Source organism: Gulosibacter sediminis, from assembly GCF_023370115.1.
GTDB lineage: Bacteria > Actinomycetota > Actinomycetes > Actinomycetales > Microbacteriaceae > Gulosibacter > Gulosibacter sediminis_A.
The window spans coordinates 1,824,038-1,845,753 of record NZ_CP097160.1 but is presented as its reverse complement, the minus strand read 5'-3'; the positions used below and the strand labels follow the sequence as shown (position 1 = coordinate 1,845,753).

Genomic DNA, 21,716 nt, shown 5'->3' with positions numbered 1-21,716 from the left:
TTTTCATGTCTTGACAGCAACGACCGCAGGAACCACTATAGCCACATGCGTTCCGGCCATCGACGTCCAGGTTCAACCGCCGCCCTGCGGGTGAGCAATGAGCGCGCCATCTTGCGCGAGCTCATCAGTGCGGGCCCGGCCACGCAATCCGAACTTGCCCGGCGAACGCAGCTCTCGAACGCGAGCGTCTCGTCGATCGTGCGCACCCTGCGCGAACGGGGGATGGTCGACACGAGCGACACCGTCTCGTCGGGTCGCAAAGCCACCCTCGTCACGCCGCGCATCGCGAGCCGACGCATTGCCGTCGGGGTCGATATCGGCCGCAGCCACGTCGGCCTCGTGCTCGCGACGCCGGGCCTCGAACTCGTCGCCGAACGACGGGTGTCGATGCCCTCCGGCAGCGCGGCCGAGGAGTCGCTGCGCCGGGTGCGCGAGCTGCTGAGTGCATCCCTCGCCGAGTACGAGCGCGACGATGATGACGTCGCCGCGATCGTCGTCGCGATCCCCGGCCCCATCGACGGCGCGAGCGGCCAGGTGCTCGACGGCACGATCCTGCCCGAGTGGCTCGGGCGCACCGCGAGCGACGTCGAACGCGCCCTCGGCATGCCCGTGCAATTCGCGAACGACGCCGATGCTGGCGCGCTTGCCGAGCGCACCTGGGGCGCCGCGATCGACGAACGCGACTACATGTTCGTCAAGGTCGGCACCGGCATCGGCGCGGGCATCGTCGTCGGCGGTTCGCTCTACACGGGCGGCTTCGGCATCGCGGGCGAGATCGGCCATTCGACGGTCGACTCGTCGGGCAGCCACTGCCGCTGCGGCAACCGCGGCTGCCTCGAAACCGTCGCCTCGACGCCGGTCGTGCTGCAGCACCTCACCGAGGCGCTCGGCCGTGAGGTGAAGCGGGATGAGCTGGTGACGCTCGCGAACGAACGGCATCGCGCGACGGTGCGTGTGCTGCAGGATGCGGGCACCGCGCTCGGCCAGTCGATCGCGTCAGCGGTGAACCTGCTCGGGCCCCGGCTCGTCGTCGTCGGCGGGCCGCTCAGCGAGACCGGCGACGTATTCATCGAGGCGATTCGCGATGGCTTCGCGCGGTTTGCGATTCCCTCTGTGGCCGAGCGTACTCGGGTCGAGCTCTCGACGCTCGGCGAGGGCGGCGGCGCGCGCGGCGCGGCAGCAATCGCGTTCGAACGCGCTGACGAACTGGCCTACCTCGTGCAATCCGACGGCACGAGTTTGCATTCAGGAGTTGACAGCAACAAACCACGGCCGTAGGTTTTTTCATTGAACGCATCACGCCGACGTGCTGCGAGAAATCCCTAACACTGCACGAGGAGGTGCCGGTGTCCACGAGTCAGGCGAACCTGCTCGAAATGGTGAATATCACCAAGGAGTTCCCAGGTGTCAAGGCGCTCGAGAACGTGAATCTCCGCGTTCGCGAGGGCGAGATCCACGCGATCTGCGGCGAGAACGGCGCGGGCAAGTCGACGCTCATGAAGGTGCTGTCGGGCGTCTACCCGGCCGGCACCTACACGGGCGACATCGTCTTCCAGGGTGAGGTGCGGCGATTCAACAACATCGCTGCGAGCGAGGCCGCCGGCATCGTCATCATCCACCAGGAGCTCGCGCTCATTCCCGAGCTGTCGATCACCGAGAACATCTTCCTCGGCCACGAGCTGCGCCGCGGCATCGCGATCGACTGGGACACGGCGCGACGCCGCACCATCGACCTGCTGCACCGCGTCGGGCTGGACGAAGACCCCGACACCCCGATCAAGTACCTCGGTGTCGGCAAGCAGCAACTCGTCGAGATCGCGAAGGCGCTCGAGAAGGACGTGAAGCTGCTCATCCTCGACGAGCCCACAGCGGCGCTCAACGACAACGACTCGCAGGCGCTGCTCGAGCTACTCGAGGAGCTCAAGGCGGGCGGCATGACGTCGATCATGATCTCGCACAAGCTTGGCGAGATCGAGCAGATCTCCGACACGATCACGATCATCCGCGACGGTCACAGCATCGAGTCGCTCGTCGTCGACGGCACGATCGACGAGGACCGCATCATTCGCGGCATGGTCGGCCGCACGCTCGGCAATCGATTCCCCGAGCACGAGCCCACCATCGGCGACGTGCTGTTCGAGGTGCGCGACTGGACGGTGCAGCATCCGGTCGACCCGACGCGCCTCGTCGCGAAGTCGTCGAACTTCACGGTGCGGGCGGGCGAGGTCGTCGGCTTCGCGGGCCTCATGGGCGCCGGCCGCACTGAGCTCGCGATGAGCATCTTCGGCCAGGCCTACGGCAACAAGCTCGAGGGCGAGGCGTTCATGCACGGCAAGCCCGTGAAACTGCGCACCGTCAAGGAGGCGATCAGCGCGGGTATCGCCTACGTGAGCGAGGACCGCAAGTCGCTCGGCCTCAACCTGCTCGACCCGATCAAGACCTCGGTCGTGAGCGCGAAGCTCTCACGCATCGCGCGCGGCCAGGTCGTCGACGACCTCGCCGAGGCGAAGTACGCCGAGCAGTACCGGCAAGAGCTGCGGATGCGCGCCCCGTCGGTCGAGGTCGGCGTCGACACGCTCTCGGGTGGCAATCAGCAGAAGGTCGTGCTCGCGAAGTGGATGTTCACCGAGCCCGAGCTGCTCATCCTTGATGAGCCCACCCGCGGTATCGACGTCGGAGCGAAGGCCGAGATCTACCAGATCATTCGCCGCCTCGCCGACTCGGGCAAGGGGATCGTGCTCATCTCGTCCGAGCTGCCCGAACTCATCGGCATGGCCGACCGCATCTACACGATTTTTGAGGGCGAAATCACGAGCGAACTCGACGCGAATGGCGTCGACCAAGAAGAGCTCATGCGCCACATGGCACCAGTAAAGAAAGGCACCCCGGCATGATGGCCGACAACTCGACCGAAAAGCGCGGATTCCGATTCGGCGACGTCTGGCAGATCTTCGGCCAGCGGGGATCGCTGAAGAAGCTCGGCATCCTCTTCGCGCTCGTCGCGATCATCCTCATCTTCCAGGTCTGGACTGGCGGTACGACGCTCTCGCCGGGCAACGCGATCAACCTGGTGCAGGCCTACTCGTTCATCCTGCTGCTCTCAGTCGGCATGGTGATGGTGATCATCGCCGGCCACATCGACCTGTCGGTCGGCTCGGTCGCCGCGTTCGTCGGCATCGTGGTCGCGACATCGATGCGCGACTGGGGCCTGCCCTGGTGGGGCGGCATCCTGCTCGGCATCCTCCTCGGCGCCGCGATCGGTGCGTTCCAGGGCTTCTGGGTGGCCTACGTCGGCGTCCCCGCGTTCATCGTGACGCTCGCGGGCATGCTCATCTGGCGTGGCGCGCAGCAGTGGGTCGGCCAGGCACAGACGGTGGCCGTGCCCGACGAGTTCAAGCAGGCGCTCTACGGCTTCATGCCCGAGGTTGGCCCCTACACCGGCTTCAACAACCTCACGCTGCTGCTCGGCGCGATCATCATCGCGGCGATCATCTACAGCCAGGTGCGTAACCGCGCGAAGCGCAAGAACATGGAGGCGGTGCTCGAACCGAGCTGGGTGACGATCACCCGCACGGCGATCCTCGTCGCGATCGTGATCTACGCGACCCTGCTGTTCGCCTCCGGCCGCCTCGGCACGAGCTTCCCGATCTCGGGCATCATCCTCGCCGTGCTGATCATGTTCTACGCGTTCATCACCTCGCGCACCCGCACCGGCCGCCACATCTACGCAGTGGGCGGTAACCGCCGCGCCGCGCAGCTGTCGGGCGTGAACGACCGCCGCACCGACTTCTTCGTCATGATGAACATGTCGACGCTCGCCGGTATTGCCGGGATGCTCTGGGCAGCCCGCGCTGGCGCGGCCGGCCCCGCCGACGGCACGGGCTGGGAGCTCGACGCCATCGCCGGTGTGTTCATCGGTGGCGCCGCGGTCGCCGGTGGTGTCGGTACCGTGATGGGCTCGGTCATTGGTGGTCTCGTCATGGCCGTGCTCAACAACGGCCTGCAGCTCATCGGTGTCTCGACCGACCGCATGCAGATCATCAAGGGCCTCGTGCTGCTCGTCGCCGTCGGTATTGACGTCATGAACAAGCGCGCCGGCGGCCCGTCGATCATCGGCACGATGATGGCGAAGATGAAGGCGAAACAGGCGGCCGTCGAGCTCGAGGCGACCACGGGCGAGGCACAACCGGCCGACCCGACCGACCCGCTCGCCGCCAAATCCGACTCAGTTGCCGCATCCGACCCGAAGTCCACCACCTAACTCAACAACTCCATCCCGCACATCCTCGACAACGACAGTCGAGGTTGGACACCCTGAGAAGAAGGAAAACCCCATGAAGAAGAAACTGTTTGGCGCCGTCGCGCTGGCAGCGGTGGCGGGCTTGCTGCTCGCCGGCTGCAGCACAGGCCGTGGTGGCGACCCGGCCTCATCGGGCGACTCGACCGACGCACCCGCCGCGGCCATCGACGCAGATGCCCGCATCGGTGTGGCGCTGCCCGACAAGACCAGTGAGAACTGGGTGCTTGCCGGTGACCTGTTCGTCGACGGGCTGCAGGAGGCTGGCTTCACCGACGACGTCCAGTACGCTGGCTCGGCCTCGGCCGTGCAGGACCAGCAGGCGCAGATCGAGACGATGATTCAGAACGGCGCGCAGGTGATCGTCATCGGTGCCGCTGACACCTCGCAGCTCGGTTCGCAGCTGCAGGCCGCGAAGGACGCTGGCATCACCGTCATCGCCTACGACCGCCTGATTCAGGACACCCCGAACGTCGACTACTACATCGCCTTCGACAACTACAAGGTTGGCGAGCTGCAGGGCCAGGCTCTGATTGACGGCATGAAGGAGCGCTTCGGCGAGCAGGATTCGTACAACATCGAGTTGTTCTCGGGTTCGCCCGATGACTCGAACGCCCCGGTGTTCTTCGAGGGCGCGATGAGCGTGCTCCAGCCGCTCATCGACGACGGCACGCTCAACGTGGTGTCGGGTCAGACCGAGATCGCGCAGACGGCGACGCAGGACTGGCTGGCTGAGAACGCGCAGGAGCGCATGGACAACCTGATCCAGCAGAACTACTCGGACGGCACCGAGCTGCACGGTGTGCTGTCGCCGAATGACACCCTCGCTCGCGCGATCCTCGCCTCGGCGAGCGACGCCGGCCTCGAGACCCCGGTTGTGACCGGTCAGGACTCGGAGGTTGAGTCGGTGAAGTCGATCATGGCTGGCCAGCAGTACTCGACGATCAGCAAGGACACGCGCAAGCTCGTGGCCGACACGATCGAGCTCATCCAGCAGCTCCAGCAGGGCGAGACCCCCACGACCGAGCCGATGGACAACGGCAGCACCGAGGTGCCGTCCGTTCTGCTTGACCCGGTCATCGTGACGAAGGACAACGCCGCCGAGGTGTACGCCGACGACCCGAACCTGGCACCGCTCACCGAGGGCTAATCTTCAGCCTTGGCTTAGCCGACTGACTCCCGCAGCGCCTGTGGAAACGCGAGTTTCCACAGGCGCTGCTTCGTTGGCGGTCGGGGGCCGGATGCGCTGGCTAGCCTGCCGCGCGTGCGCCCCAAATCTCCTTCCGCAGCCCCGGTTCCCGACGACGAATGGCTCCGCGTGCCCTGGGCCGGGCTCGAGGAGTTCGCGCCGCCGGGGGAGCCGCCCGAAGATGCGTATGCGGAGGCGGAGGAGCCCGTCGAGCGGGAGGCGGCCGAAGAGCGCGCCGAGCGGCTGGACAAACCCTCCCCGCTCCTCACCGACAACGAGCTCGACCAACTCTTTGCCGCGCCCCAGCGGCCGCGGTGGAAGCTCGGCCTCGGCGCCGTCGTCGTGCTCGCGCTCGTGGTCTGTGCGATCGTCGTGCTCGCGATCGCGCTGCAGCCGCGGGCGAACGCGATCCCCGCCCTCGATGAGCTCGGCGACGCGGCGACGCCCGCGGCCACGGGCAGTGGCGAGCCCGGCGTCGTGGCCGAGCCCGGCGCATCCGAGGCGGGCACCGTGCTCGTGCACGTCGCCGGCGCCGTCAACGCGCCCGGCGTCTACGAACTCGCGGCCGGCGACCGCGTGATCGACGCGATCGAGGCCGCGGGTGGCGTCACCGACGCGGCCGACGCCGAGCAGCTTAACTTCGCACGCCCGCTCGTCGACGGCGAACAGATCTACGTGCCCGAGCCCGGCGAGGCGCCGCCCGCCGGAAGCTCGGACGGTGGCGGCGGTTCGGTGAGTGGCGGCGGCAGTGGCAGCTCGGGCGGCCTCATCAACCTCAACACCGCGAGCGCGACCGAGCTCGAGACGCTGCCGCGCATCGGCCCGGCGATGTCGCAGCGCATCATCGACTATCGCGAGCAGCACGGTGGCTTCACGAGCATCGACCAGCTCAAGGATGTCGCGGGCATCGGCGACGCGACCTTCGACGGCTTGAAGGAGCTCGTCACCGTATGAGCGCCGCGAGCGAGGCTCCGGCGCGGGATGCTCCGGCGCCGCCCGACTACCGCCTGCTTGCGCCGGCCGCGGTCGGCTGGCTCGCGGCGTGGTGCGCGACGCAGTGGTCGGGCGCCGCGTGGCCGATCGCGCTCGGGCTCGCGGTGGTTTCGGCGGCGGCACTCGGGTGGGCCTGGCGGGGCGGGATGCGCTGGCGCGGACTCGGCGCGACGCTCGCGCTCGCGGCGATCGCGGGCGTGCTGACGGCCGGGCTCGCGGCGGTGACGGCGGCCGGGCGCATCCCGGCGGAGCTCGCGGAGGCGCTCGAGCGCGACGCGTCGCTCACCCTCGAGGTCGTGACGACGAGCCCGCCGCGCGAGGGGGTGCGTGGCAACTTTTACTCGGCGAGCGCGACTTCACTCGACGGTGCGCCGCTGCTGCTGTTCACGCCGCCCGAGCTCGACGCGCAGCCGATCGGCACGGGGCTGCGGCTCGACGCGAAGCTCGTCGCGGCCGAGGACGGCGACGATGTCGTGGCGCTCGCGTTCGGGCGCGGCGAGGTCGAGGTGACAGGTGTGCCGCATCCGGTGCTCCAGCTCTCGAACGGCGTGCGCGAGCGCTTCGTCGAGATCGCCGGCGCGCTCCCGGCGCCGGGCGCGATGCTCGTACCCGGCCTCGCGGTCGGCGACGAATCGCTCGTCGATGACGACCTCGACACCGCGATGAAGGTGAGCTCACTCAGCCACTTGACCGCGGTGAGCGGCTCGAACATCGCCATCATTGTCGCCGCGCTCATCGGCATCGGGCGGCTCGTCGGCTGGTCGCGGGCGGTGCGCGCCGCCGTCGCGAGCGCGGGCCTCGCGGGGTTCGTGCTGCTCGTGACGCCGCAGGGCTCGGTGATTCGCGCAAGCGCGATGGCGCTCATCGTCATCGCCTTGGATGCGCTCGCCCGGCCGATCGCCGGGGTGCCGGTGCTCGCGCTCGCGGTGCTCGTGCTGCTCGCCGCCGACCCGTGGCTGAGCCACGACTACGGCTTCGCCCTCTCGACCGCGGCGACCGCGGGGCTGCTGCTCGGCACGGGCCCACTCGCCGGGTGGCTCTCGCGCTGGCTGCCGCCGCCGATCTCGCTGCTCATCGCGGTGCCGCTCGTTGCGCAGCTCGCGTGCCAGCCCATCCTGCTGCTACTCGAGCCGAGCCTGCCGCTCTACGGCGTCGTCGCGAACCTGCTCGCGGCCCCGGCGGCGCCGCTCGCCACGATCGTCGGGCTCATCGCCTGCCTCGTCGGGCTCGCGCTGCCGCCGCTCGGTGTCGCGCTCGCGTGGGTGAGCTGGCTGCCGGCGCAGTGGATTGGACTCATCGCCGAGACCGTGACGGTGCTGCCCGCGGCGTCGGTGCCGTGGCTCGGTGGCGGGGTGGGAGCGCTCTCCTTTATCTGCACCTGCGTCGGCATCGTCATCGTCGTGCGGCGGGGTCGGGGTGTGCGGTGGCGGCGGTTGCAGCGGGTGACGTCGGTCGTGCTCGTCGTGGCGCTGCTCGTGGTCGTCGCGGGCACGGTCGGGCGCCTCGCCGTGCGCCTGCGCGACCTCCCGGAGGCGTGGCGGCTCGTCGCCTGCGACATCGGGCAGGGCGACGCGCTGCTGCTGCGCGCGGGCGACGCGACCGCGCTCGTCGACACGGGCGACGACCCTGCCGCGCTCGCGGCCTGCCTCGACGAGTTCGGGGTCGCGCGGCTCGACGTGCTGCTCGTGAGTCACTTCGACCGCGACCACGTCGGCGCCGCGGGCGAGCTCTCGGTACCCGTCAGCGAGGTGTGGCTGCCCGACACCGAGGAGGCACGGGGCGAGTCGCTCACGGCGCGGCTCGACGCCGCCGGCATCCCCGTGCGCTTCGTCGGGGCCGGCGACACGCTCGCGCTCGGGGATGTTGTGGTCACGGCACTCGGCCCGCGCCGGGGCGACGGGGGAGCGCCGTCGACCCTCGAGGGCAACGATTCGAGCCTCACGGTGCGGGTCGACCCGGCCGCGAGCTGCCGCGTTTCGTGCCTGCGCATCCTCTTTCTTGGGGATCTCGGCGAGGAGGCGCAGGCGCAGCTCGACCTCGACCTGGTGCCGGTCGACGTTGTGAAGATGTCGCATCACGGCTCGAGCGATCAGCTCGCCGAGCTCTACGAGCGCACCGGGGCGCGGCTCGCACTTATCTCGGTCGGCGCCGACAACGGCTACGGGCACCCGACCGACGCGGCGCTGTCGCTGCTGCGCGCGGCGGGCATCCCGTGGCTGCGCACCGACGAGTCGGGCTCGATCGCGGTGTTCGAGGTCGACGGGGCGGTCAGCGCGTGGACGGCTCGCCGCGCCACACCCCCGTATCCGCGATGCCGAGGACCATGCGGGTGAACAGTTCCGGGTCCTGCTGGTTCCACGGGTGGTGCATGCCCGGGACAACCCAGGTCTGCAGCTGCGGCACCACGGCGCGCAGCGGGCCGAACGCGCGGCGAATCGAGCCGGTCTCGCGGCTGCCGCTCGCGGCGAGGAACGGGCCCGTGAACGGGGTCGGCGTCGGCGGCAGGGCACCGGCCGTGACCTCGGCAAACATCCGCGCGTTCGTGTCGGCGGTCGGCGCGGTCGCGACGTCGACGAAGGCCTCTTGCTCGGTCTTCAAGATGCCGAAGAAGCGCGCCTGCGCGGCCCAGTACCAGCGCTTGCGCCACAGGGGCAGCTGGGGCTTGATCAGCGTGCGCTCGAGCCACGAGTAGCCGTCGAGTGCCGAGCCGGTGATCGTGATCGAGCGGACGAGCTCGGGGTGGCGCCACGCGAGCTGCGTGGCCACGAAGCCGCCGAGCGAGAGCCCGACGACGTGCGCGCGGCCGTCGACGGCGCGGGCGCGGATCAGGTCGGCGATGTCGTCGGCGCTGCCCGCGAGGCCGCGCCACGGCTCGCCCGCGCGGGCGCAGTAGCCGGGCAGGTCTGGGGTGAGTAGGTGGCGGTCGGGCAGGCGCTCGACCTGCGGCTGCCACATCCAGGCCCCGACGTTGCCGCCGTGCAGCAGCACGATGGTTTCGCCGGCGGGCGTGCCGTGTTCGAGCGGGAAGGTGGTGAGTTCGGTCGTGTCCGTCATGCGCTGGTCCCGTCGTTCGTGAGTTCGATGGTGAGTTCGTTGAGCCAGGTGAGTTCGGCCTCCGCCTGGGCGATGCCGTTGCGGAGGGTGGCGGTGCGGAGTCGGGCGGCGAGGTCGTCGCCGTGGGTGGGGATCGCGCGCAGGCTCGCGATGAGGTCTTCGGCCTGCGCGCGGCGTTCGTCGAGGAGGGCGAGCACCGCCTGTGCGCCAAGGGGCGCGGCGAAGAAGAGGCGTGCGAGGAACGGCTCCTTCGCCTGCTCGGTCTCGAGCGGGCTGCGCAGCCAGCGCTCGAGCTCGTCGCGGCCGGCGTCGGTGATCGTGTGTTCCTTGCGGTCGGGCTTGCCGGTCTGGGGGATGAGCGTGGTGTCGATGAGGCCCGCCTTGTCGAGGCGGCCGAGGGTGCGGTAGATCTGCGACTGGTCGGCGTGCCAGAAGTGCGCGACCGAGCCTGCGAAGGCGCGGCCGAGGTCGTACCCGCTCATCGGTCGGAGTGAGAGGAGTCCGAGAATCGCGTGCTGAAGTTCCACGCTCATAGCCTACTGCGCATCTATAGGACAATGCACCTATAAATCGAATTCTCAGGAAAGCGAGCCGCCCGGCTAGCCTGAGACGCGAGAAAGTGAGGCGCCCATGACCACAACGCTGTTCCGCCATCCGCACATTCACACCCTGGCCGCCGAGGCGCCCATCGACGGGGCGATCGTTGCCCGCGACGGCCGCATCGTGTTCGTCGGCGAGGCGGATGCGGCGCGCGAGTTCGCGGGGCCCAACGCCGAGCTCGTCGAGCTGCCGGGCGCGGCGGTCCTGCCCGCGTTCCACGACGCGCACATCCACTCGGGCGCGCGCGTGCTGGAACGGCTCGGCCCCGACCTACGCGACACCGAGTCGTACGCCGAGACCCTCGAGCTGCTGCGCGAGTGGGCGGACGAGCATCCGGGCGACGCGTGGGTGATCGGCGGCGCGTGGAACGCGAACCCGTGGACCGACGGCGCCCCCGACCGCCGCGACCTCGACACCATCTTCGGCGCGCGGCCAGTACTGCTCAGCACGATCGACGGCCACGCTGCGTGGGCGAACACCGCCGCGCTCGAGCTCGCCGGCGTGACCGAGGCCACGGACGATCCCGACGGCGGCCGCATCGTGCGCGACGGCACGGGCCGCGCGACCGGCCTGCTGCTCGAGGGCGCGGCCGACCTTGTCGGCGAACACGTCACGGGCGCGACGCCCGAGCAACTCGCCGACCTCCTCGACGAGCAACAGGATGAGCTGCTCGCGCTGGGCCTCGTGCACCTCACCGACATCGACGATCTCGAGGTGGGCGACGCCTACCTGCAGCTGCAGCGCGAGGGGCGCCTGCGCATCCGCGTGCACAAGATGCTCCGCGACGAGGAACTCGAGGGCGCGATCGCCGACGGCTGGCGCAGCTACGACGGCGACGAATGGCTCACCCGCGGCGCAGTGAAGCTGTTCTCGGACGGCGCGCTCGGCCCACACACCGCCCACCTGCACGAGGACTTCGAGGGCGAACCCGGCAACGCCGGCATCGCCGTGACCGACGACACCGAGCTGCGTGCGCTGACCCGGCGCGCGGTCGACGCCGGCATCGCCGTCGCGGTGCACGCGATCGGCGACCGCGCGAACACGCGCGTGCTCGACGTGTTCGAGGAGGTCGCGGATGCGGCGCGAGCCGCCGGCCTGCGACTGCGGCTCGAGCACGCGCAGCACCTCAAGCCGCGCGACGTCGACCGCATCGCTGCGCTCGGGGTGGTCGCGTCGATGCAACCGACGCACTGCACCACCGACTATCCGCTCAGCGTGCAGCTGCTCGGCGGGCGGGCGACGCAGCATTACCCGTGGCGCAGCCTGCTCGACCGCGGCGTGACGCTCGCGTTCGGCTCGGATGCGCCGGTCGAGCCCGCGAATCCGTTCTTCGCGATCCACGCCGCGGTGACGCGGCAGCGTCGCGACGGTGAGCCCGCCGGTGGCCGTGAGCCCGAGGAGCGCATCTCGGTGCGCGAGGCGCTGCGCGCGCACTCGCTTGGCAGCGCATCCGCCGCCGGACTCGAGCACGAGACCGGCACGCTCGAGGTGGGCAAGTTCTGCGACTTCATCGCGGTCGACGCCGACCCGTTCGATAGCGACCCGTCGACGCTCTGGACCACCCAGGTCGAGGCGACCATTGTCGCCGGCGAGGTCGCCTTCCGCCGCTGACGCTGACGCTGACGCTGACGCTGACGCTGACGCTGACGCTGGCCCGTGCCGCGCGCCGCCCCGCGCCGTCCCCGCCCCGCGCATCCCTCAGCCATAGGTGTTGCGTTTAGACCTAAAGCCTGCCCGTTTCGAGCGAATAATGGGCCCAAACGCAACACCTATGGCCAGGCGCGCGGCGGCTGGCTACGGCAGCGGGATCGCGCCGCGCAGCGTTGCCGGGTCAGCTACGGGCTCGGATGCGGTGCGCTCGACGAGCTCGCGGGCGAGCTGCACTGAGTCCCAGACGTTCCAGAGCAACACGCCGCGCACGTGGCCTGCGTCGTCGACGTAGTAGACCACGCCGGTCGTGTAGTCGGGGGCGCCGTCGTCGCCGGTCGCGTAGTCCTCGACCACGGTGTGGCGCGTGTCGAGCTCACCGACGGCCTCGTAGCCGTAGTCGTACATGTCCGACCAGAAGAACGGCGTGGTGCGGTACGGCTTGTCCGCGCCCGCCATGTTGCGGCCGGCGAGCTTACCCTGGGTCTCGGCAGCGTTCGCGTGCTCGACCCGGCGCTCGCCGAGGCGGGCATCGGGATAGCGGGCGACGTCGCCGGCCGCGAAGACGTCGGCCGCGGATGCGCGCAGCTGCTCGTCGACGACGATGCCGTCGCGCACCGTGAGCCCGGCCGCCTCGGCGAGCGCCGTGCGCGGGGTCACGCCAACACCGACCACGACGGCATCGGCCGAGAGCTCGGTGCCGTCCTCGAGGGTGACGGTCACGCCGTCGTCCGTCGCGGTCACGCCCTTGAGCCGCCCGGCGACGACCTCGGCGTCGTGCTTTCCATACTCGGTGGTGATCGCCTCGGCGAGCGCGGCCGGCAACCGGTGCGTGAGCACCGGCACCGCGCTCGCGACGAGGGTGACGCGCACCTCGTTCACCGAGAGCACGGCCGCGACCTCGCTGCCGACGAAGCCGCCGCCGACCACGACGATGTGCGCGCCCGGCGCCGCGAGCTCGCGCAACCGGCGGTAGTCGCTCACGGTGCGGTACTCGATCACTCGCGGGCCGGGCTCAACGCCCGCGACGGCGCGCGGCTCGGCGCCCGTCGCGAGCAGCAGCGTGCCGAAGCCGACGCGGCGGCCATCGGCGAGCTCGATCTCGTGCGCATCCGGGTGGATCGCCTCGACCTCAATGCCGAGGTGGATGCGCGTGCTCGAGTCCGGCGCCGATTCCGAGCCCTCGGCGCCCGAGATCATGAGCGACGCCTCGATCGTCGCGTCGGCGTCAACCCAGAGCGTCTTCGAGAGGTCGGGCCGATAGATGGGCGCCGAAATGTCGGCGCCGAACATACCGATCGTCGCGTCGACGGACTCGGCGCGGATGCCCGCAATCGCCGAAGCGCCCGCCATGCCCGCGCCGACGATGACGTGGTCGTAGCGCTCGGCGACCTCGTCGGTGTGGACGCCGATCGCCGTCGCATCGAGCTCGGAGGCGGAGGTGGTGTTCTGCTCAGTCATGACGCTCCTCTGGCGATTCCGTCACGCCAGCGCCCAACGCGCCGGCGGCGGTGCCGAACGAGCGGCCCCGCTCCTGCGCATCCTAGGCACGCGCGCCCGAGACACCCTGGGCGCGATGCCGCGGCTAGCGGAGCGTCCAGGGGAAGGCTTGTGCCTTCTCGCTGAGCGCGCCGCCGAGCACCCGCGCGCGGTCGCCCTCGCCGAGGGTCGACGTGATCTCCTGCCCGAGCCCGACGAGCGTCGCAAACGACTCGGGCGTCGCCCACGAAGGCCGCAGACCGAACGCGAGGTCCTCAGTCGCGGTGTTGCCCGACGCGCCGGGCGCGAACGGGCAGCCGCCGAGGCCGCCGAGCGCCCCATCCAGCGTCACCGCGCCCGCCTCGACCGCGGCGAGCGCGTTCGCGACCCCGAGCCCCCACGTGTCGTGCCCGTGGAACACTACGGGCAGTCCGCGCCGTTCGACCGCGAGCGCAACGCGTCGCCGCACCTCGGCGGGGTCGGCCTGACCGAGCGTGTCGGCGATCACGACGTGGCTCGCGCCCTCGGTGCGCGGGTCGCCGAGAATCCACTCGAGCCGCTCGATCGGCACGACGCCTTCGAACGGGCACGTGAACGACGTCGCGATGCAGAGCTGCACCTGGCCGTCGGGGCCGGCAGCGGCAATCGCCTCCGGCATCGCCGCGAGCGAGGTCTCGGTGTCGCGGCCGATGTTCGCGCGGTTGTGCGAATCGGACGCGCTGAAACAGTACTGAAAGCGCGTCGCGCCGGCCGCGCGGGCGCGCTCGACGTGGCGGGGCGTGGCCAGCCAGATCCAGCAGCGCGAGAGCTCCTCGGGCGTGAGCTGCGCCACGACGTCGAGCGTGTCGGCGACGGCGGGTACGAGGTCAGGCCGCGCCATCGAACCGATCTCGAGCTCCTCGACGCCGAGCGCGAGCAGCTCGCGCACGAGGGCGACCTTCCGCTCGGTCGGCAGCGGCTTGCCCGTGAGCTGCAGGCCGTCGCGCAGGGTCACGTCACGAATCGTCGGGGTCATCGAATTTCCTCCTCAAGTGCGGCACGCTGCGCCGCATCCCAGCCGAGCCACGCCTCGAGCACCTCGCTCGTGTGCGCGCCGAGATCGGGCCCCGGATGCGATACCGGCAGCGAGCGCTCGCCGAGCACCGGCACGATGCCGGGCATCGCGACGCCCTCGCGCAGTGCGGCGCCGTCGTGAATATCAAAGCGCTGAATCATGTCGCGCGCCGCGAACTGCGGGTCGACGGCGACGTCCTCGGCCGTCGAGATCGGGCCCGCGGGCACGCCGACCTCGTCGAGGATGCGCAGGGCCTCGGCCGCGGTGCGCTGGCCGGTCCACACGCCGATCGCGGCGTCGAGTTCGTCGCGGCGCGCCCAGCGGCCCTCGTTCGAGGCGAGCGTCGGGTCGTCGCCGAGATCGGGCCGCTCGATGACCTCCATGTAGCGCTTGAAGATGCCGTCGCCGTTCCCGGCGATGACGATCGACTTGCCGTCGCGGCAGAGGTACGCGTTCGAGGGCGCGATGCCCTCCATGCGCCCGCCGGTGCGTTGACGGCGCGTGCCGTAGGCCGACCAGTCGGCGACGAGCGACTCGGTGAGCGAGAGCACCGCCTCATTGAGGCCGACATCGACGAGCCGCCCGGCGCTCGCGGGGCGACCCTGCTCGCGCTCGAGCAGCCGCATCACGGCGCCGAACGCGGCGTAGATGCCCGCGACGGTGTCGCCGATCGAAAAGCCGGTGCGTGCCGGCGGGCGGTCGGGGTCGCCGATCATCTCGCGCATCCCGCCGTAGGCCTCGGCAACGGCCGCGAAGCCGGGCTGGGGCGACATCGGGCCGGTCTGGCCGAACGCCGAGATGCGCACGATCACGAGCCCCGGGTTCGCCTCGGCGAGCGCGGCGGGCGACATGCCCCACTTCTCGAGCGTGCCGGGGCGGAAGTTCTCGACGAGCACGTCGGCCTCGCGCGCGAGCCCGAGCACCGCATCCCGCCCGTGCGGCGAACGCAGATCGAGCTCGATCGAGCGCTTGCCGCGGTTGATGGTGCGGTAGAGCATCGACGTGTCGCCGGCTTCGAGGCGCCAGCGGCGCAGCTCGTCGCCGGTGCGCGGGCGCTCGACCTTGACGACGTCGGCGCCGAAATCGGCGAGGATCTTGCCGGTCGTGGGCGCTGCGATGTAGTTGCCGAGTTCAAGCACCTTGAAGCCGCTCAGCGGTAGGGATGTGTCGGTCATGGCCGGGACTCCTTCGCGACGATTAGAGGAAGACGGAGAGCACGAGGACGCAGCACAGCGCGACGACCGACGACACCGAGACGCCGACCGTGACGCTCTTCAGCGCGCCGCGCACCGACTGGCCGAGGAACGACTGCAGCAGCCAGAACGTGTTCGAGGTGACGTGCACGAGGAACAGCGCGCCGGCGCCGGCCGCGAGGCCGATGAGCACGGGGTTGATGCCGAGCTGCACGGCGACGGGCGCGAGGATGCCCGCGGCGGTCATCGCCGAGAGGGTCACCGAGCCGACCGCGACGTGGAGGATCGCGGCGATCACCCAGACGAGCAGGATGGGCGCGAAGGCGCTCGCGCCGAAGTAGCCGGTGAGCAGGTCCCCGAGCGGGGTCGCCGCGATGACGCCAGCGAGCGCGCCACCGACACCGGTGAGCGCGAAGATCTGGCCCGCATCCTTGAAGCCGTGCACGAGGGTGCGCTCGAGCTCGTCCTTCGGCAGGGCCCAGCGACAGATGAGCGCGGTGCCGATGACGCCGAGCAGCAGGGCGATCTCGGGCGCCCCGAGGAACTGGATGGCCGGGATCTCGACCTCGAGGATGTCGAGGATTGCACCGGTCGCGATAAGCAGCAGCGAGAAGATGAGCGGGCCGAACTGGGCGAGCAGCGGCATCGTGCGCGAGCGGTCGGCGAGCTCGGGGTCGAGCTCGTCGACGTCGATGCCGGTCGTGGTGTCGGCGGCGTAGTCGACGGTGTCGCGGCCGCGGGCGACGGGCACCGCGCGGGTGGCGCCGGCGACCGAGCGCGCGTGCTCGTGCGCGACCTCTTCGACGACGGTCTCGTCGTCGATCATCGCGAGCTCGTCCTTCTCGGGGTTCCAGAAGCCGGCCTTCATGACGATCGTCATGATGAACGTCGTGATGAGCACGGTCGGCACGACCACGACGAAGCCCCAGAGCATCATCTGGCCGATCGGGATGCCGAGCGCGGCCGCGATCATCACGGCGCCGATGCCCGGCACCATGAGCGCGATGCCGGTCTCGAGGCTCACCGCGAAAACGGTGCTCATGATGCCGACGCCGACCTTGCCGAGGCGCGGCGCGATGCGGCGGGCGAGGGGCGCGGCGATGACGATCATGACGTCGACGAAGATCGTCTGCAGGTACGTGGCGAAGGATGCGGCGATCGCATACGGCACGCCCTTCGGCCCGAAGATGCGCAGCAGCGTTTCGACGAGTCGCGACACGGCGCCGAGGCGGTTGAGCATCGAACCGATGAGCACGCCCCAGGCGATGAGGAGGCCCGCCTCGGCCATCGTTTCGCCGAAGCCGGTCGCCATGGTTTCGACGGTGCCGGTCGCGCCGAGCCCGCCGCCGAGGCCGATGGCGGCCGCGCCGATCGCGAGGGCGATGACGGGGTTGACATGGAAACGCACGATGAGCAGCACGACGCCGACGATGGCGACGCCGACCACCGCAAAGATGGACCATTCGGGCATGGGGGAGACCTCTCCGTTGAGGTAGCAGATTCGGGACGTCTCACATCGTAGAGCGATTCCCGCCATGTGGAAACTTCGGGTGCGCGCTGGCTAGGCTGGTGGCATGCAGGAAGCACCGCTGTTGGTGCTCGAGAAGATCACCGCGATCCTCGACGCCTTTTCATTGCGCAACGATGCGCTCACCGCCGCAGACATTCGTCGCGCGACGGGCATCCCGAATTCGACGGCGCACCGCCTGCTCGGCAACCTCGTCACGAACGGCTTTCTTGACCGGGACGGCGACCGCTACTCGATCGGCTCGCGCATGGCGTACTGGGCAGGCCCGGCCGTGCGTCGCCTCGACATCGTCGACCTGCTCGCGCCCGCGCTCACCGCGCTGCGCGACGAGACCGAAGAGACCGCCGTGTTCTTTCGGGCCGAGGGCCTGTCGCGCGTCTGCATCGGCGTCGTCGAGACCCGGCACGGCCTGCGCCGCGAGATGCGGCTCGGCCGCATCATGCCGCTGCACGTCGGCTCAAGCGCGCGCGTGCTGCTCGCGTGGACGCCGGGCCTGCTCGACGAGGTGCTCGCGCATCCGCTCGAGGCATTGACGAGCGAGACGATCATCGACCCGGATGCGCTGCGCCGCGTCGTCGATGAAACTCGCGCGCAGGGCGTCGCGATCACCACGGGGGAGCGGGTTGAGGGCGCGAGCGGCATCGCGGCGCCCGTGTTTGACCGCAACGCGACGCTCGTGGGTGCGCTCGGCATCATGGGTCCCACGCTGCGGCTCGACGCGGGTCGCCTCGCCGAACTCGTTGACCCGGTCGTCCTCGCTGCCGACCGCCTCACCCAGTCGATGGCCGGCCGCGCGCCGTAGCCGCGGCCCGCATCCGCCCAAGCAGAGGATGCGCGGGGTGCGGCCGCGCGCCGCGTCGCCGAGCGTGTGGACAGCGGGGCCGCGGCCAGCGCGTGCCGACTACCATGGGCAGTCGGCAGAAGGAGCGCGATGGCACAGCGAAAAGGCGCGGCGAAGACGAAGTCGCAGAAGGCGACGCTCGTTCCGTGGCGCGAGGTGCGCCCCTCACCCATCGTGCTCGTCAGCGGCGCCGAGGACTTCTTCGCGAGGGAGGCGACCTCGCTGCTCCGCACCCACCTGCGCACCGAGGATCCGTCGCTCGAGGTGCACGAGTTCAACGCGAAAGAGTACGTGCCGGGCGACCTGAGCACCGTAGTGACCCCGTCGCTGTTCAACGAGCCGCGCCTTGTCGTCGTCGACCAGGTGCACGAGGCCGTCGAGGGCTTCATCGAAGAAGCGCTCAGCTTCGTCGCCGCACCCGTCGACGACACGACCCTCGTACTGCGTCACAAGTCGGGCAATCGCGGTAAGAAGCTGTTGGATGCGGTGCGCGCGAGCGAGTTCGCGATCGAGGTCTCGTGTCAGCCGCTCAAGGCGAACGACCTCTTCGGCTTCCTCCGCGACGAGTTCCGCATGCAGCAGCGGCGCGTCGACAACGACGCCGCGCAGGCGCTCATCGCTGCGTTCAACACGAGCCTCGAGGAGCTCGCAGCGGCCGCGCGGCAGCTCATGAGCATTGCGCCCGACACCGACATCACCGCCGAGATCGTCAACCGCTATTACGGCGGTCGCGTCGAAACCACGGGCTTCAAGATCGCCGACTCGACGATCGCCGGGCGCCTCGCCGACGCCCTGATGCTCGTGCGTGCCGGCTTCGACACGGGGCTCAACCCGGTGCCGATCGTCTCGGCGATCGCGATGAAGCTGCGCATGATGGCGAAAGTGTCGGGCCTTGGCGGCTCGGATGCGCAGCTCGCCGGGCAGGTCGGCGCGGCCCCCTGGCAGGTTGGGCAGGCGCGGCGTGAGCTGCGTGGCTGGAGCGATCCCGAGCTCGGGCGCGCGATTCGCCTCACCGCCGAAACGGACTTCATGGTGAAAGGCGGCTCGCGCGACGCTGAGTTTGCGGTCGAGCGCCTCGTGCGCCGCATCGCGACCCGCGACCTCTAGTCGCGCGCCCGCTGGGGCACCCGAGGCCGAGGCTCGCCCCAACGTCTCCTCAGGCAACTTCGATGACATGTGGATCGTCGGGGTCTTCAATCGCAAACGGCGGGCCAGCGTTATGCAGGCCTCGCCGGAAGACTATCGAGAAGTATCAACGAATCGGAGTAGTCATGAAAGCAGTTGTCTACGAAGGACCGCGTCAGGTCAGCACGAAGGACGTCCCGGACGCGAAGATCGAGCGGCCCACCGATGTGCTGGTCCGCATCACGACGACGAACATTTGCGGGTCGGACCTCCACATGTATGAGGGGCGAACCTCGTTCGAGGAAGGCCGCACGTTCGGTCACGAGAACATGGGGGAGGTCGTTGAGGTCGGCAATGGCGTCGAGAAGGTCAAGGTCGGCGATCGAGTTGTGCTCCCGTTCAACATCTCGTGCGGATTCTGTAAGAACTGCGAACGCGGGTTGACCAACTACTGTCTCACCACCCAGCCCGAACCATCATTCGCCGGAGCGGCTTATGGGTTCGCCGACATGGGTTCCTATGGCGGTGGTCAAGCGGAGTTGCTGCGTGTGCCGTTCGGTGATCACAACGCGCTGCGCCTGGGCGAGGATGCGCAGGAGCGGGAGAACGACTATGTCATGCTCTCCGACATCTTCCCCACCGGTTATCACGCCACCGAGATGGCTGGCGTGGTCCCCGGCGACAGTGTGGTGATCGTTGGTGCGGGTCCGGTCGGGCTGATGGCCGCCCTGTCCGCGATGATCAAGGGCGCTGCAAAGGTGATGGTGGTCGATCGCCACCCTGACCGGCTTGCGCTGGCCGAGGAGATTGGCGCGATTGCTATCGACGACTCCAAGGTCGACCCCGTCCAAGCCGTTCTCGACGAGACGATGGGGCTCGGAGCTGACCGTGGCTGCGAATGCGTGGGCTACCAGGCCCACGACCCCCAGGGCAACGAGGACACCGCCGCAACGCTGAACATGCTTATCAATTCGGTCCGCTTCACCGGCGGGATCGGCACCGTTGGCGTGTTCATCCCCCAGGACCCGTCGGCCAAGGACGAATTGGCCAAGCAGGGAAAGGCGGCCATCGACTTCGGCACCCATTGGTTCAAGGGGCAGACCATGGGAAGCGGCCAGGCCCCGGTCAAGCGGTACAACCGTCAACTGCGGGACTTGATCGCGGCTGGCAAGGCGAAGCCGTCGTGGATCGTCTCCCACGAGATCTCGCTGGACCAGGCGGCCGATGCCTATAAGAACTTCGACGCCAGGTCTCAGGGGTGGACGAAGGTCCTCATCAAGCCCGGCATGTCGACCGAAAAGAAGGTGAGCTGATATGACCAAGACGCTACAAGGCCGGAAAGTCGCGATCCTCGCCGCCGACGGTGTCGAGCGAGTCGAGCTTGAGAAGCCTCGCGAGGCACTGGAGCGGGCGGGTGCCCAGACCGAAGTTCTGTCGATCCATGACGGTGAAATTCAGGCACGTGAGAACGATCTGGATGCGGCGGGCACGTTCACCGTTGACGGGTTGGTCGCCGACGCCGCGGTGGGCAACTACGACGCCCTGCTGCTCCCCGGCGGCACAGTGAATCCCGACCAGCTCCGGGTGGACCCCGACGCGGTGTCGTTCGTCCGCGACTTCGTCGAGAGCGGCAAGCCCGTTGCGGCGATCTGTCACGGGCCGTGGACGTTGATCGAGGCTGGCGTGGCCGCCGGCCGCACCCTGACGTCGTTCCCGAGCATTCGCACGGACCTGCGCAACGCCGGCGCCGACGTCGTCGACCAGGACGTCGTGGTCGACGGAAACCTGATCACCAGCCGCTCGCCGGAGGACCTGCCTGCGTTCTCCGAGGCGATCGTGTCCCAACTGGCGGGCACCACAACAAAGGAAGAGGAGAAGTCATGAGCGTGACCAAGGGATTGCTCGTCAAGCTCGAGGCTCTGCCCGGCAAGGAAGACGAGGCCGAGGAATTCCTCGGCATCGGGCGCGGGCTCGTCGACGAGGAACCGGCCACCGTGGCATGGTTCGCGATCCGTTTCGGCCCGTCCTCATTCGGGATCTTCGACGTGTTCCCCGATGACGCTGGGCGCGACGCACACCTGTCCGGCGCAGTTGCGGCCGCTCTCGGCGAGCAGACCGGAAAACTGTTCAGCGAGCCCACGATCGAGAAGTTGGACGTCCTGGGTTCGAAACTCCCTGCCTGAGGCCACAACCGCGTCGAGCGTCACCGGCACCTCACCATCCTTGGCTGCGAAGTCAATGCGGTGAGGTGCCGGTGACTGCGAGTGGGTGTCCGACGCGCGTCTCGGCTTCGGCCACTCGAACCGCCACCTCGGCCGCGACGAGCTTCGCTTCGCCCTCGAACCGCCTAGCGCGGGGGTGGGCAGCCCCCGGAAACGACGAACGCCCCGCAACACAGCGGGGCGTTCGAAAAGCCGGGGTGAAGGCGACTAGGCCTCGACGCCGTTCACGAGCTTCGCGATGGCCGACTTGCGGTTCGCGGCCTGGTTCTTGTGAATGACGCCCTTCGACACAGCCTTGTCAAGCTTCTTCGAAGCGTAAGCAAGCGCGGTAGCGGCCTGCTCCTGGTTGCCGGTTGCGACGGCCTCACGCACGCGACGAATCGCGGTGCGCAGCTCCGACTTGTAGGCACGGTTGCGCTCGGTGGCCTTGCGGTTGGTGCCGATGCGCTTGATCTGCGACTTGATGTTTGCCACGTAACTACTTTCGTGAAGAG

19 protein-coding genes are annotated in these 21,716 nt (G+C 69.4%); 12 read left to right on the top strand and 7 right to left on the bottom strand.

The annotated features are described in order from the left end of the window. Positions 1-90 precede the first annotated feature (90 nt). The 6 genes from M3M28_RS08535 to M3M28_RS08510 all read left to right on the top strand — a co-directional run bounded on the left by M3M28_RS08535 (position 91) and on the right by M3M28_RS08510 (position 8,812). Entirely contained in the window at positions 91-1,278 is a 1,188-nt protein-coding gene (locus tag M3M28_RS08535) for an ROK family transcriptional regulator (protein WP_249386053.1), read from the top strand. A 98-nt stretch (positions 1,279-1,376) separates the two neighbouring features. Next, positions 1,377-2,894, top strand: a complete 1,518-nt coding sequence (locus tag M3M28_RS08530) for a sugar ABC transporter ATP-binding protein (protein WP_249388032.1) — start codon at positions 1,377-1,379, stop codon at positions 2,892-2,894. After that, entirely contained in the window at positions 2,891-4,261 is a 1,371-nt protein-coding gene (gene mmsB, locus M3M28_RS08525; protein ID WP_431193839.1) for a multiple monosaccharide ABC transporter permease, read from the top strand. The genes M3M28_RS08530 and mmsB overlap by 4 nt, the downstream gene beginning before the upstream one ends. A 73-nt stretch (positions 4,262-4,334) precedes the next feature. Then, positions 4,335-5,447: a substrate-binding domain-containing protein gene (locus M3M28_RS08520; protein WP_249386052.1), complete on the top strand. Its 1,113-nt coding sequence runs from the start codon at positions 4,335-4,337 to the stop codon at positions 5,445-5,447. Between the two features lie 114 nt (positions 5,448-5,561). After that, positions 5,562-6,440: a helix-hairpin-helix domain-containing protein gene (locus M3M28_RS08515; protein ID WP_249386051.1), complete on the top strand. Its 879-nt coding sequence runs from the start codon at positions 5,562-5,564 to the stop codon at positions 6,438-6,440. Then, the gene (locus M3M28_RS08510) at positions 6,437-8,812 is read left to right on the top strand and encodes a ComEC/Rec2 family competence protein (protein ID WP_249386050.1); all 2,376 of its coding nucleotides are present in this window, start codon (positions 6,437-6,439) and stop codon (positions 8,810-8,812) included. Before M3M28_RS08515 ends, M3M28_RS08510 begins: the two co-directional genes overlap by 4 nt. On the opposite strand, the gene M3M28_RS08505 is transcribed toward M3M28_RS08510, so the two are convergent. Next, positions 8,748-9,533, bottom strand: a complete 786-nt coding sequence (locus M3M28_RS08505; RefSeq protein ID WP_249386049.1) for an alpha/beta fold hydrolase — start codon at positions 9,531-9,533, stop codon at positions 8,748-8,750. The two genes, M3M28_RS08510 and M3M28_RS08505, sit on opposite strands and share 65 nt — an antisense overlap. Beyond that, positions 9,530-10,060, bottom strand: a complete 531-nt coding sequence (locus M3M28_RS08500; RefSeq protein WP_459076725.1) for a PadR family transcriptional regulator — start codon at positions 10,058-10,060, stop codon at positions 9,530-9,532. The genes M3M28_RS08505 and M3M28_RS08500 overlap by 4 nt, the downstream gene beginning before the upstream one ends. Before the next feature lie 103 nt (positions 10,061-10,163). Between M3M28_RS08500 and M3M28_RS08495 the strand changes: the two genes are divergently transcribed. After that, complete coding sequence (locus tag M3M28_RS08495; RefSeq protein WP_249386047.1) at positions 10,164-11,744, top strand: amidohydrolase; 1,581 nt, start codon at positions 10,164-10,166, stop codon at positions 11,742-11,744. Between the two features lie 183 nt (positions 11,745-11,927). Here the strand turns inward: M3M28_RS08495 and M3M28_RS08490 are convergent, their stop codons facing one another. The 4 genes from M3M28_RS08490 to M3M28_RS08475 all read right to left on the bottom strand — a co-directional run bounded on the left by M3M28_RS08490 (position 11,928) and on the right by M3M28_RS08475 (position 16,977). Continuing rightward, positions 11,928-13,241, bottom strand: a complete 1,314-nt coding sequence (locus tag M3M28_RS08490; protein WP_249386046.1) for an NAD(P)/FAD-dependent oxidoreductase — start codon at positions 13,239-13,241, stop codon at positions 11,928-11,930. A gap of 124 nt (positions 13,242-13,365) precedes the next feature. Then, positions 13,366-14,274, bottom strand: coding sequence for a beta/alpha barrel domain-containing protein (locus M3M28_RS08485; RefSeq protein WP_249386045.1), 909 nt, complete (start codon positions 14,272-14,274; stop codon positions 13,366-13,368). Continuing rightward, the gene (locus M3M28_RS08480; RefSeq protein WP_249386044.1) at positions 14,271-15,488 is read right to left on the bottom strand and encodes a CaiB/BaiF CoA transferase family protein; all 1,218 of its coding nucleotides are present in this window, start codon (positions 15,486-15,488) and stop codon (positions 14,271-14,273) included. Before M3M28_RS08480 ends, M3M28_RS08485 begins: the two co-directional genes overlap by 4 nt. Positions 15,489-15,510: 22 nt before the next feature. Beyond that, positions 15,511-16,977: a GntP family permease gene (locus M3M28_RS08475; protein WP_249386043.1), complete on the bottom strand. Its 1,467-nt coding sequence runs from the start codon at positions 16,975-16,977 to the stop codon at positions 15,511-15,513. Between the two features lie 103 nt (positions 16,978-17,080). Here M3M28_RS08475 and M3M28_RS08470 point away from each other — a divergent pair, with 103 nt between their 5' ends. The 5 genes from M3M28_RS08470 to M3M28_RS08450 all read left to right on the top strand — a co-directional run bounded on the left by M3M28_RS08470 (position 17,081) and on the right by M3M28_RS08450 (position 21,183). Further along, positions 17,081-17,836, top strand: coding sequence for an IclR family transcriptional regulator (locus tag M3M28_RS08470; protein ID WP_249386042.1), 756 nt, complete (start codon positions 17,081-17,083; stop codon positions 17,834-17,836). A gap of 129 nt (positions 17,837-17,965) precedes the next feature. After that, positions 17,966-18,982 carry a DNA polymerase III subunit delta gene (gene holA / locus M3M28_RS08465; protein ID WP_249386041.1) on the top strand — a complete coding sequence of 339 codons (1,017 nt, stop codon included), beginning with the start codon at positions 17,966-17,968 and terminating at the stop codon, positions 18,980-18,982. A 164-nt stretch (positions 18,983-19,146) separates the two neighbouring features. After that, positions 19,147-20,313: a glutathione-independent formaldehyde dehydrogenase gene (locus M3M28_RS08460; protein WP_249386040.1), complete on the top strand. Its 1,167-nt coding sequence runs from the start codon at positions 19,147-19,149 to the stop codon at positions 20,311-20,313. 1 nt (position 20,314) lies between these two features. Then, positions 20,315-20,884 (top strand): type 1 glutamine amidotransferase domain-containing protein, encoded by a 570-nt coding sequence (locus M3M28_RS08455; RefSeq protein WP_249386039.1) that lies wholly within the window; start codon positions 20,315-20,317, stop codon positions 20,882-20,884. Further along, complete coding sequence (locus tag M3M28_RS08450; protein ID WP_249386038.1) at positions 20,881-21,183, top strand: putative quinol monooxygenase; 303 nt, start codon at positions 20,881-20,883, stop codon at positions 21,181-21,183. Before M3M28_RS08455 ends, M3M28_RS08450 begins: the two co-directional genes overlap by 4 nt. 246 nt (positions 21,184-21,429) lie before the next feature. Here the strand turns inward: M3M28_RS08450 and rpsT are convergent, their stop codons facing one another. Further along, positions 21,430-21,696: a 30S ribosomal protein S20 gene (rpsT, locus tag M3M28_RS08445; RefSeq protein WP_249386037.1), complete on the bottom strand. Its 267-nt coding sequence runs from the start codon at positions 21,694-21,696 to the stop codon at positions 21,430-21,432. Positions 21,697-21,716 lie beyond the last annotated feature (20 nt).

What these genes read in the sequence shown, in the direction of transcription:
- M3M28_RS08475 (WP_249386043.1), bottom strand. Translation starts at nt 16,977, where the DNA reads ATGCCCGAATGGTCCATCTTTGCGGTGGTCGGCGTCGCCATCGTCGGC.
- M3M28_RS08460 (WP_249386040.1), top strand. Translation starts at nt 19,147, where the DNA reads ATGAAAGCAGTTGTCTACGAAGGACCGCGTCAGGTCAGCACGAAGGAC.
- M3M28_RS08495 (WP_249386047.1), top strand. Translation starts at nt 10,164, where the DNA reads ATGACCACAACGCTGTTCCGCCATCCGCACATTCACACCCTGGCCGCC.
- M3M28_RS08510 (WP_249386050.1), top strand. Translation starts at nt 6,437, where the DNA reads ATGAGCGCCGCGAGCGAGGCTCCGGCGCGGGATGCTCCGGCGCCGCCC.
- mmsB (WP_431193839.1), top strand. Translation starts at nt 2,891, where the DNA reads ATGATGGCCGACAACTCGACCGAAAAGCGCGGATTCCGATTCGGCGAC.
- M3M28_RS08470 (WP_249386042.1), top strand. Translation starts at nt 17,081, where the DNA reads ATGCAGGAAGCACCGCTGTTGGTGCTCGAGAAGATCACCGCGATCCTC.
- M3M28_RS08480 (WP_249386044.1), bottom strand. Translation starts at nt 15,488, where the DNA reads ATGACCGACACATCCCTACCGCTGAGCGGCTTCAAGGTGCTTGAACTC.
- M3M28_RS08485 (WP_249386045.1), bottom strand. Translation starts at nt 14,274, where the DNA reads ATGACCCCGACGATTCGTGACGTGACCCTGCGCGACGGCCTGCAGCTC.
- M3M28_RS08520 (WP_249386052.1), top strand. Translation starts at nt 4,335, where the DNA reads ATGAAGAAGAAACTGTTTGGCGCCGTCGCGCTGGCAGCGGTGGCGGGC.
- M3M28_RS08490 (WP_249386046.1), bottom strand. Translation starts at nt 13,241, where the DNA reads ATGACTGAGCAGAACACCACCTCCGCCTCCGAGCTCGATGCGACGGCG.
- holA (WP_249386041.1), top strand. Translation starts at nt 17,966, where the DNA reads ATGGCACAGCGAAAAGGCGCGGCGAAGACGAAGTCGCAGAAGGCGACG.
- M3M28_RS08505 (WP_249386049.1), bottom strand. Translation starts at nt 9,533, where the DNA reads ATGACGGACACGACCGAACTCACCACCTTCCCGCTCGAACACGGCACG.
- M3M28_RS08455 (WP_249386039.1), top strand. Translation starts at nt 20,315, where the DNA reads ATGACCAAGACGCTACAAGGCCGGAAAGTCGCGATCCTCGCCGCCGAC.
- M3M28_RS08450 (WP_249386038.1), top strand. Translation starts at nt 20,881, where the DNA reads ATGAGCGTGACCAAGGGATTGCTCGTCAAGCTCGAGGCTCTGCCCGGC.
- M3M28_RS08530 (WP_249388032.1), top strand. Translation starts at nt 1,377, where the DNA reads ATGGTGAATATCACCAAGGAGTTCCCAGGTGTCAAGGCGCTCGAGAAC.